Genomic DNA, 9,724 nt, shown 5'->3' on the forward strand with positions numbered 1-9,724 from the left:
GTCGTTCCCAGCATTCAGAATAAGCCAGCGGTAAAACTTTGGGACAACTGGATCAATGAAAGTGATGCTGATGGGCAACTTGATTTCTATGGGTTGCAACGCCTCATTGCCAGAACGATCTTTGAATCCGGTGAATGCCTGGTCCGGTTCAGATACCGAAGACCTGAGGATGGGTTAAGCGTGCCGCTGCAAATCCAGGTACTGGAACCAGACTATCTGGACTCGTCGAAATTCGAGGATCTGAAAAACGGCGGCTATATTCAGTACGGCATTGAATATGATGCGATTGGCCGTCGCGCTGCTTACTGGTTATACAAAGAGCATCCCGGAGAAAGCTCACCCAAATTCAGGGGGCTGCAATCCTACCGTGTACCTGCAGAAGATATCATTCATATTTACGAAAAGCTGAGGCCGGGCCAGTCGAGAGGTGTGCCGATATTTGCTCCCGCGATGATTACGACCAATGATCTGGATGAATATGAAGAAGCAACATTGGTACGTAAAGCAGCCGAAGCGTGTATTACTGCCGTGGTCGAAACTGACGATGAGAATACCGCGTTAGGCCAGGTCAAAACAGAATCTGACTCAGCCAGAAAACTGGAAGAGCTATCCCCTGGGATGGTTGAATATTTGTCAAGTGGAGAAAAGATCACCTTCAATAATCCGCCTGCTTCGACCGGGTATGCTGAATATGTGAGTGCTCGCCTGCATGCGATAGCTGCTGGAATCGGCATCACGTACCAGCAGATGACAGGCGATCTGTCGCAAGCAAACTATTCATCTATGCGTGCCGGAACACTTGATTTCCGCCGGGAAGTGGAGCAGTTTCAATGGTTGACCTTTATTCCAATGTTCTGCCGTAGGGTAATGACCATATGGCTGAATACAGCCGCAATCTCATCGAGCATAAAATCCAATATCGAAACCGATTGGACCACTCCAAGATGGGACTGGGTTGACCCGCTTAAGGATGTGAGAAGCGAAACGGAAGAACTGAATACCTCACGCAAATCCTTTTCGGAAGCAGCGCGCGCCCGTGGATATACGCCAGAGAAACTGATCGAGGAAATAGCCAAAGATCGGGCGATGTTTGAAAAATTCGGAATGCCATATCCGTATGATCCAAAAGATTTTGGCAATGATATGGTTGAAGGCGATGTTGCACCGAAACCATAGAAAATTTGAAAAATCTGTTGAGAAAAACAAGTGATAAAGCTGTGATAAAGCAACCCTAGTGAGGGTAAAAAGGGGCCAACTCTTGAAAATTGACCCCGATTATTACATTAGTCTAACACTAGCAGTAAGTGCCAGGATAGCTACGGCAGTGCTGACATACATACTCATATCGCTCATATCTATAGCGGACATAAGCGCGTACATATACTGCCTTTGGGTAATTGCAGATCATAGACATAGTCTATTTTCCTCCAAATAAATGAGAGGACGTACCTGTGAATCTTAACCAAAGACTATGCTATAATTACTTGCTTTATTTCGTAATTAGCATTGCCCGATGTAGAGTGCCGTCCAGTACCTGCTACATCTAGACAGTGCGTGGTGCTGCTAACACTCGCACTGTCAAACTCATATTATTTTCTTCTTACCATTCGTTTTGATTTTCTGGTTGCAGTGAATCCGCTATCTCAAACGCTCCCCTCTTATCTTGATTAGATCTGAGCAATCCTTTTGATGTCATTCTGTACAATTTTGCAGCTAATTGTTTCCGATTGTGTATAGCTCCAGTATCTCGATACAACTGGATCATTAACTTATCGATGGTTAACACTCCACCTGCGTTTTCTAGTGATTTGATAATTTCCAGCTCCTGCTTATCACTATCGGAAATATTTAGTTCATCCAAAAGCTCTTGTGGAAGTCCTTCGAGATCTGACGGTAAAATATGTAAGGATGATGAGACAGCCTTTGATTTTTTATCTAAAGAAGATAAGTCTTTGGGTATGGATTCGAGAAATTCAGCAAGATCCACGAGATCTTCCAAAACTTTCTTATGATTTGAGCAAGTTCGATCTGATCTTGAATCGTTTTTCTTGCCTAGTTTTTCTGATTGCCTTTGGTGATAAGCAATCTGATTCTTGACAAAATCAATATGTTTTTCTAGAATAGACATTCATGCGTCCTTTTATACGCGTGATTTCAAATAAGTAATTTTAGGTTCCATCTATTTTTGATGGGTAAAAAAACCGTATTATTCAAAAGGCTTGATTCATTTAGGGGATTAAGCCTTTTTCATTTTCAGTTCTTATAAATTTCTTCATGCTACTCATCTCATCTATTATATTATCCAATCAGACAAAACATTGCAAGAGATATATTTGCGTCCAGTTACTAGTTTAACTAATATTTTTTAAAAAATTTATAGACACTTTGCGAGCGGATAATGAGAGGATTAAGAGAATTCATAAATAACATATTGATTTATATGTTATATTCTCAATGGTTATCTTGTTGTTAAGAGCAAGAGTTTGATCTAATTTTCTTACATTCTTTATTAATAAAATCTCAAACAAAATTTATCCAAATAATTTTTTCTCAGAAATTAGTTTTGTTAGATTGATTAATAATTCCAATTCCGCGTTTTAAAGAAAATATACGGCCCCTAATAAAATTCCCAGTTGTATTTTGCATAAATTCTAATTCATGATGTACTTCGTAGTGCTTTAGGATGCTTAATACTTTTCTAAATCTACAATATGCCTCGTTAATAAAACAACTCTTAAATGGTTAAAATTTTTTCAAATTAACCCAGTAGGTTATTTTTTTAACCTTATTTTTCTATTTACTTAATTTTAACATTCCATTTTTTCATCATTATCTCAACTACTGATATTTATTAATTGAGTATCTTTGTAACTCATCTAGATTTTCATATTAATTTTTATTCAATTACTTATCTGCTGGCATATATAAATTGCTACCTATTGCTACTAACAGCACATTCATTGGAATCAAATAAGGACATTTTTTATATTTTTGTCCATTTAATTCATCTTAAATATGCCCAAATCATTCACGGTTTGGGCATATGTCACAGAATCTTGTCACCAGAAATTTTGATCTAACCATCACCAGGCGAGCTGCCAGTGATTCTGAGCAGAGCCAGAATTTAATCCTCGAATTCCCTTTTTCTTCAGAAGAACCCTATCTACGTTCCAGCTGGTTTGACGGGCCGTGGATAGAGGTGCTTGGTCATAAATCGGAAGAGGTCGATTTGTCCAGACTTAATGGCGGCGCACCTGTGTTGCTCAATCATGGCATGAGTAAAACAGAGAATGCCCCGTTGCGCTCAGTTGGCAGGACAACCAGGGCATGGATCGAGAATGGACGTGGCTATGTCGAGGTGAAGATGTCCCGCCGTGATGACATGAAACCCCTGTTGCAGGATATCGAGGACGGCATCATCGCCAACGTCAGCGTCGGCTATCGCATCATCGAGCGCACGCTCATCAAGGAAAACAAAGACCAGCCCAGTGAATACCGCGTAACCAGCTGGTTGCCGCTAGAAGTTACGCTGTGTGACATACCGGCTGATGCCACCGTAGGAATCGGAAGATCAATCAATGAAAATGAGGTTAGAACTGTGGAAAATGAAAATCAAGCGCCGGTAGTCAACAATGCACCTCCTGCCGTGCACGAAAGAACAGCAGAGGTAGATGCAGACAAGATCAAGAATGAAGTGCTGGCGGCAGAACGCAAGCGCATGGCAGAGATCAAGCAGATGGTGCGATCGGTAAAACTGGATGAGACGGTGGCCGATGATCTGATTGAGCGCGGCATGTCATTGGACGATGCGCGCAAAGAAGTATTAAATCAGCTCGCGAAACGTACCGAGCAGGCACAGATCAGCAGCCGGGCAGATATTCACACCATCACTGACGAAACTGATACCCGGCGTGAACTGGTAGCGGAAGCGCTTATGCACCGTTACCGTCCGAGTAATAAACTCTCAGACGGTGCACGGCAATATGCCGGATTGAGCCTGATCGAACTGGTGCGGGATACGCTGGAACAAAAAGGTGAAAAGACACGCGGCCTGGATCGCATGCAAATTGCCTCCCGTGCATTCCAGGGCACCTCCGATTTTCCGAACATTCTAGCCAATGTGGCCAATAAAACATTGCGCCAAGCCTATGAAGCTGCACCACGCACTTTCCAGGCATGGGCTCGGCAGTCAACCGCTCCTGATTTCAAGTCAATGAGCCGCGTCAACCTTTCCGATGCGCCTGCATTGGAATCGGTGACCGAGAATGGTGAGTTCAAGCGTGGCGCGATCACTGATGGCAAAGAAACCTATCAGCTCGCTACCGTAGGCAAAATCATTGGCCTCACCCGCCAGGCAATCATCAATGACGACCTCAGTGCCTTTACCCGCATACCGGCCATGTTTGCCATGGCCGCAGCCAATTACGAAAGTGACATTGTGTACGGCATTCTGACAGCCAATGCTGCGCTATCGGATGGTGTTGCGCTGTTCCACAACACGCACGCCAATTTGACTGGTACCGGCACTGTGATCAGTATCGAGTCACTAGGGACTGGGCGCAAGATGATGCGCAAGCAAACTACGCCCAAAGGCGCGGTCATGAATCTGCTCCCGCGTTTCCTGATTGTACCTGCTGCACTGGAAACCATTGCGGCACAATTCGTCAGTCAGCAATACGTTGCAGCCAAATCAAGCGACTTTAATCCGTTTGCCGGTCAACTCGAAGTGATTTCAGAAGCTCGGCTGGATGCCACCAGTGAAAAATCCTGGTATCTCGCTGCGGACAATACCTCGATCGATACCATTGAATATTGCTACCTCGAAGGACAAAACGGCGTCTATATCGAAACCCGTCAAGGCTTTGATGTAGATGGCATGGAAATCAAAGCTCGCCTGGATTTTGCAGCCAAAGCAATCGACTATCGCGGTCTCTACAAAAATAACGGCGCCTGATCAGGCTGATTAACCAAGGGCGGATCCTGTGTCCGCCTCTACACGGAGAAATTAAGGAATGAACAATTATATTCAGGATGGCAATGTTTTATCGCTCGCACCCGGTGCGGACGTCGCCTCGGGTGTCGGATACCTGTTCGGTACCGGCCTGTTTGGTGTGGCGACAGAGAACGTGACCAGTGGCGTTGCCGGTTCCTTTGTCACTGAAGGCGTGGTCGAGATTGCCAAAACCAGTGCTTTAGCTATTTCAGTCGGTGACAGGCTCTTCTGGGATGCAACCAATAAGGTCGTGAACAAAACCGCCTCAGCACAACAATGTGTCGGCATTGCGGTAGCGGCGGCAGCTAATCCAAGCGCAACCGTGCTGATGAAGCTCGGTTCCTATGTCGCAGTCGGTGCGTAATGATAACACGCTTTGCAGCGCTGGAAAAAAGGGCCAATGATGCGGTTATCCGCCACCTGGCCAACGCCACTGCCTTTATCGACGGCGTGGCGGTAGACGGTATTTTCCACAATCAATACGCTGAATTCAGCAATGTGATCGGTGGCAGCAATCCTACTTTTCAGTGCAGAAGTGCTGACGTTTCAGCGGTAATAAAAGGGACGGCACTGACTATTAATAACACCCATTACCAGGTAGCAAGCGCACCTCAGCCAGACGGAGCGGGTATGACGCTGTTGCAACTCGAGGAGGTGTAATGGCCAGCCGCGTTGAACAGATGATGGGTTATCTCTACGCCAAACTGGCAGCATCGGGTGCGATGACCACGATTGCCCCCAGCTCAGTTTTCCGAGATCTGGATTCAGCCTTGAATGGCGAACTTCCGGCAGTAGTGATCGAGGAAGGGGATGAACTAGTGCCAGAGCTGCCCGCATTGGGTATCGCCAATCGCCAATTGACCCTACGGCTCATGATCCTGATCAAGGGTACTGCGCCTTATTCGCTTGCTGATGTGCCGCTGATCGAAGCCTACAATCTGATCATGTCTGATCGTACTGTGAACAATATGGCCATCGACCTGACCGAAGGAGAAACCAGGCGCACCCGCGGCATGCTAGAAAAACCGGTGGCGATGGTCAGCAAAGAATTTGTTATCCAGTTCAGGACTGATGAAACCAGTCTTTTATAGTAAGGAGTTCATTTAATGACGGTAGAGAGCGTTATTGTTAACGACATCTATGCGGGCGTGGGCGGCAGCTATACCTATAGTTCCGGTACCGATTCACGCTCGCCCAACGGCTATGTCAATCCACTGACAGCTGATGTGGTGAAGATAAACATCAAGAAAGGCGATACCTTCTCGGTTGCAGTCATTGCCAAAGATGGCAGCGGTTCGCCTGTCAATCTGACCGGCTACACCATTACACCCAAGATCAAGGATAACGCCGGTAATGTCATCGCCACGCCATCGGTTTCCGTTACCAGTGCGGCAGCAGGCGAGTACACCATGTCGGTGGCCAATACCTCTGCCTGGCCGCTCGGTGTGTTGTTTGGCGACGTGACTTACACCGACCCAGGGTCGGCAGTCGAGAGCACGGAAACGTTCCAGATTATCGTGCAGGAGGCGATTTAATGGCAATTGAAATCACTAATGTAGGTATCAAAGGGCCGAAAGGCGACACCGGTCCATCAGGAGCTCCACTGCAGTCTTACAGCGGCGTGCCGGTCAAACTGATTACCCCAGCGACTACCTTTACTGGCATAACGGTATCTGATAACGGCGCAGGTAAGGTGCTGCTAACAGGCGCAGGCCCTCATGGATTGACTGCTGCTGATGCGATCGGTGCGAATATTTTTATTGTGACAGCAAGCGCAGGCTGGGTCGGATTAGCCATCCATAAAATTATCAGTTTGGATGCTGATGGGACTGGCAATAAGATTGGGATCGATCTCGCATTTGCTTCGCAGGCAGCGCCGATTATGGCTCTGGGCAATATCGTGATCAATTACATTTTAGCGACCATCGCACCGTTAGGGCCCAATTCCATCATAAAAGCCGATGCCTTGGTATCGCTTAAAAATAGCGCAAATCCTAAATCGTTATCCTACCGCACGCTTGCTTTGAAAATGTCTGAAGTAAATAACTTAATCAATATGAGTTCATACCGATACCAGGCGCGCATACACATGCGCGGCACCAATCAATCCCAAATCGGGCTGGCAGATAATATGGCAGGGGGATTTGGCCCGTCAACAACCAATCCTGTTGTTTCTGCATTCGATTTTTCTGTTAACCGCAACTTTGCTTTGGCATTAGGCATGTATTCATGCGAGCCGATGACGATAGAAAGTTACCTGGTCGAAGTATATAACCTGTAAGGATTCAGCATGGCCATTATTGATGATTTAACGTATGAACAGGCGTTGGCGTATCCGGAGCCAAAAGAGATCGTCGTAGATGAGTCGGGTATCTACGTATTCACTGAAGAGGACATGTCTAGCCAACCTAATCCGGTACCACAGGAAGTCAGCGCTCACCAGGCGCGCATCGCGCTGCTTGAAGCCGGGTTACTCGATATGGTCAATGATTATATCGACCAGTCAAATGATACTGAACTCAAGATACGCTGGGAGTATGGCGGCAAGCTGGTAAGGAATAGCCCATACATTGCTGCGGTTACTGTAGCGCTTGGGCTTACTGATGAGCAGTTGGATGAACTGTTTATCCGTGCGGCACAAAAATGAGTGATCGGCCCATGAAAGAACAACCCGATAAATTCCACGGCATAGGTGGCTCGTACATCCTCGATCCCGAGACTGGCCAGCGCAGGCTGGCTGATCTCTCAGAGAATGATCAGCTTCGCACGCAGCCAGAACAACCCGATGAATGCCATGGCGTGGGCGGCTCATACACGATTGATCCTGAAACCGGCAAGCTGAGACCTCACACTGGGCGTGAACATTTGCTGATCAAGCCAGCCAGACCGCCGGCAGAGCCAATGCCAGAACCAGAACCCGAAAAACCAGCACAACAGATAACGCAGCCGACACGTAAGAAAAATAAACGAGGAGATAAGTAATGCCAATCAGATCAAGAAGAAAGATCATCCAGGTCAAGGTCGAGAGCAGCTACGGCGTGGATGCGGTGCCGGTGGTCGGTACCGACGACATGCTGGTGTCGAATTTTAATATTTCGTCCAATATCCGTTATGTCGAACGCAACAACGCACTGCCGTTTTTCGGTCACCAAGGACAGATCAAAGTCGGCGATACTATGAAAGTGGAGTTCGATATTGAGCTGGCAGGCTCAGGGGCAGTAGCGACCAAGCCAGGCTACAGCCCTATCATGCGCGGATGTGTCATGTCCGAAACACTCACGCCCACCACCGGCCCGACTATTTATGCACTCATCACCATAGGCGAAGAGTCCGTTACCAGCTATTTCAATTGGGATGGCCAGCTGCACAAGATCCTGGGGGCGTACGGCACCATGGAACTGCGCTTCAACGAAGGGCAAGTCCCTGTCGCGCATATCACCTTGGAAGGATTGTATGGCGGCATTACTGCCGTCGCATTCGGTACACCAGTGCTGACCGCGTTCCAGAAACCGCTCGCGATGAACAAGCAGAACACCACCTTCAATTTGCACGGCTTTGCCGCAGCATTGCAATCTCTCACCCTCACCCAAGGCAATGTCATTGATTACATCAACCGGCCTAATTCAGAGCGCATGCAGTTTAACGATAGAAAAAGTACCGGCAAAGTCGTGATTGAACTACCGACCGTGGCTGCCAAGGATTTTGAGAGCATCTGTCGCGCAGAAACTACTGGCGCACTCGCCTTGGTGCATGGCACTAGCGCAGGCAATAAAGTGCTGATTGATGCCGGGCAGGTGCAGTTAACCAATCCCACCAAAAGCGAGAACGGTAATACCGTCATGCTGAATATGGATTTGGTGCTGCAGCCGACCAGTGCCGGAAATAACGAGTGGACGTTTAAAACGCAATAACTCGCCACGAATACAACATCATAAATTTACCAGGAGAAACCTATGTTTAAAGTCGAAGAGCAGAAATCCATCAAATGGCCGGTAAACATCAACATTCCAAAGGATGGCGGCGGTGTGAAGAAAGCAACCTTTACTGCTGAATTTGAATTGATCGACCAGGATGAGTTTAGCGCGATCTATCAGGACGGAGGTAATGATCTTGATATGTTGCGTCGTGTGCTGGTTGGTTGGGGTGAGGATGTTGTAGATGAGAAAGGAAGTCCTCTGCCGTATGGCGATGAAACGCGGGAGAAGCTGATTAAAAAAGGGTATGTGCGCGCAGGGCTGGTGGAAGCGTACATGAATTGCAACAACGGCAAGGCTGCAGCCAGAAAAAACTAGCCGATGCCGCCCGCCATTGGGCGGCTCAAGGAAAATCAGCCAACCGTAATGTTGAGCCAGATGAGTGTGCGGCTGATCCCACCGAATGGGAGCAGGTAATTGCAGAGTGGCAAGATCAGCTTGAAGAAGAAGGGGACGATGACGATGGATTATTTGCCGTATGGCCTGAGAATAAACAAGCTGTGCATATATTCATTGCACTGCGTCGTTGCTGGCGGGTGGATGGCATGACCGGCCATTACTTTGGGATAGATCGTCCGTCTATCGAGAGCACACTCAACATGATGCGGATTAAACGCAAAAAACAGCAGGTAATACTGGAAAGCCTGATGATCATGGAAGATGCGGCGCTGCCTATCCTGAACAGAAAATAAGCTCATGGCTGAGAATATTCAAAAAGTCATTCTATCTGCTGACGATCAAACACGCGCTGCGTTTG

General features: G+C 47.2%; 13 protein-coding genes. 12 read left to right on the top strand and 1 reads right to left on the bottom strand.

The genetic code is table 11. The features are described from left to right. A partial coding sequence (locus BM283_RS16025; protein ID WP_090694889.1) for a phage portal protein occupies positions 1-1,176 on the top strand: 1,176 nt, incomplete at its 5' end. Between the two features lie 424 nt (positions 1,177-1,600). On the opposite strand, the gene BM283_RS16030 is transcribed toward BM283_RS16025, so the two are convergent. After that, a complete protein-coding gene (locus BM283_RS16030) occupies positions 1,601-2,128 on the bottom strand; it encodes a hypothetical protein (protein ID WP_090694891.1) in 528 nt (175 codons plus the stop codon). Positions 2,129-3,043: 915 nt separating this feature from the next. On the opposite strand from BM283_RS16030, the gene BM283_RS16035 reads away from it, so the two are divergent. Genes BM283_RS16035 through BM283_RS16085 form a run of 11 tightly spaced genes read left to right on the top strand, consistent with a single transcriptional unit; the run spans position 3,044 to position 9,659 of the window. Beyond that, a complete protein-coding gene (locus tag BM283_RS16035) occupies positions 3,044-4,954 on the top strand; it encodes a prohead protease/major capsid protein fusion protein (RefSeq protein WP_090694893.1) in 1,911 nt (636 codons plus the stop codon). A 58-nt stretch (positions 4,955-5,012) separates the two neighbouring features. Further along, positions 5,013-5,357, top strand: coding sequence for a DUF2190 family protein (locus BM283_RS16040; RefSeq protein ID WP_090694895.1), 345 nt, complete (start codon positions 5,013-5,015; stop codon positions 5,355-5,357). Further along, positions 5,357-5,653, top strand: a complete 297-nt coding sequence (locus BM283_RS16045; protein WP_090694896.1) for a head-tail joining protein — start codon at positions 5,357-5,359, stop codon at positions 5,651-5,653. The genes BM283_RS16040 and BM283_RS16045 overlap by 1 nt, the downstream gene beginning before the upstream one ends. Then, entirely contained in the window at positions 5,653-6,084 is a 432-nt protein-coding gene (locus BM283_RS16050) for a hypothetical protein (RefSeq protein WP_090694899.1), read from the top strand. The genes BM283_RS16045 and BM283_RS16050 overlap by 1 nt, the downstream gene beginning before the upstream one ends. Before the next feature lie 15 nt (positions 6,085-6,099). Then, positions 6,100-6,528, top strand: coding sequence for a hypothetical protein (locus tag BM283_RS16055; protein WP_090694901.1), 429 nt, complete (start codon positions 6,100-6,102; stop codon positions 6,526-6,528). Continuing rightward, entirely contained in the window at positions 6,528-7,274 is a 747-nt protein-coding gene (locus tag BM283_RS16060) for a hypothetical protein (protein ID WP_090694903.1), read from the top strand. Before BM283_RS16055 ends, BM283_RS16060 begins: the two co-directional genes overlap by 1 nt. A gap of 9 nt (positions 7,275-7,283) precedes the next feature. Beyond that, a complete protein-coding gene (locus BM283_RS16065; protein ID WP_090694905.1) occupies positions 7,284-7,640 on the top strand; it encodes a hypothetical protein in 357 nt (118 codons plus the stop codon). 11 nt (positions 7,641-7,651) lie between these two features. Then, positions 7,652-7,975 (top strand): hypothetical protein, encoded by a 324-nt coding sequence (locus BM283_RS16070; protein ID WP_139225315.1) that lies wholly within the window; start codon positions 7,652-7,654, stop codon positions 7,973-7,975. Then, entirely contained in the window at positions 7,975-8,904 is a 930-nt protein-coding gene (locus BM283_RS16075; protein ID WP_090694910.1) for a phage tail tube protein, read from the top strand. Before BM283_RS16070 ends, BM283_RS16075 begins: the two co-directional genes overlap by 1 nt. 42 nt (positions 8,905-8,946) lie before the next feature. Further along, positions 8,947-9,285 carry a hypothetical protein gene (locus BM283_RS16080; RefSeq protein ID WP_090694913.1) on the top strand — a complete coding sequence of 113 codons (339 nt, stop codon included), beginning with the start codon at positions 8,947-8,949 and terminating at the stop codon, positions 9,283-9,285. Continuing rightward, complete coding sequence (locus tag BM283_RS16085) at positions 9,249-9,659, top strand: DUF1799 domain-containing protein (RefSeq protein WP_090694915.1); 411 nt, start codon at positions 9,249-9,251, stop codon at positions 9,657-9,659. The genes BM283_RS16080 and BM283_RS16085 overlap by 37 nt, the downstream gene beginning before the upstream one ends. Positions 9,660-9,724 lie beyond the last annotated feature (65 nt).

The organism is Nitrosomonas sp. Nm34, from assembly GCF_900113925.1.
Classification (GTDB): domain Bacteria; phylum Pseudomonadota; class Gammaproteobacteria; order Burkholderiales; family Nitrosomonadaceae; genus Nitrosomonas.

Excerpts from the sequence above, each read along its gene's own strand:
- BM283_RS16030 (WP_090694891.1), bottom strand. The coding sequence starts at position 2,128 with ATGTCTATTCTAGAAAAACATATTGATTTTGTCAAGAATCAGATTGCT.
- BM283_RS16035 (WP_090694893.1), top strand. The coding sequence starts at position 3,044 with ATGTCACAGAATCTTGTCACCAGAAATTTTGATCTAACCATCACCAGG.
- BM283_RS16040 (WP_090694895.1), top strand. The coding sequence starts at position 5,013 with ATGAACAATTATATTCAGGATGGCAATGTTTTATCGCTCGCACCCGGT.
- BM283_RS16045 (WP_090694896.1), top strand. The coding sequence starts at position 5,357 with ATGATAACACGCTTTGCAGCGCTGGAAAAAAGGGCCAATGATGCGGTT.
- BM283_RS16050 (WP_090694899.1), top strand. The coding sequence starts at position 5,653 with ATGGCCAGCCGCGTTGAACAGATGATGGGTTATCTCTACGCCAAACTG.
- BM283_RS16055 (WP_090694901.1), top strand. The coding sequence starts at position 6,100 with ATGACGGTAGAGAGCGTTATTGTTAACGACATCTATGCGGGCGTGGGC.
- BM283_RS16060 (WP_090694903.1), top strand. The coding sequence starts at position 6,528 with ATGGCAATTGAAATCACTAATGTAGGTATCAAAGGGCCGAAAGGCGAC.
- BM283_RS16065 (WP_090694905.1), top strand. The coding sequence starts at position 7,284 with ATGGCCATTATTGATGATTTAACGTATGAACAGGCGTTGGCGTATCCG.
- BM283_RS16070 (WP_139225315.1), top strand. The coding sequence starts at position 7,652 with ATGAAAGAACAACCCGATAAATTCCACGGCATAGGTGGCTCGTACATC.
- BM283_RS16075 (WP_090694910.1), top strand. The coding sequence starts at position 7,975 with ATGCCAATCAGATCAAGAAGAAAGATCATCCAGGTCAAGGTCGAGAGC.
- BM283_RS16080 (WP_090694913.1), top strand. The coding sequence starts at position 8,947 with ATGTTTAAAGTCGAAGAGCAGAAATCCATCAAATGGCCGGTAAACATC.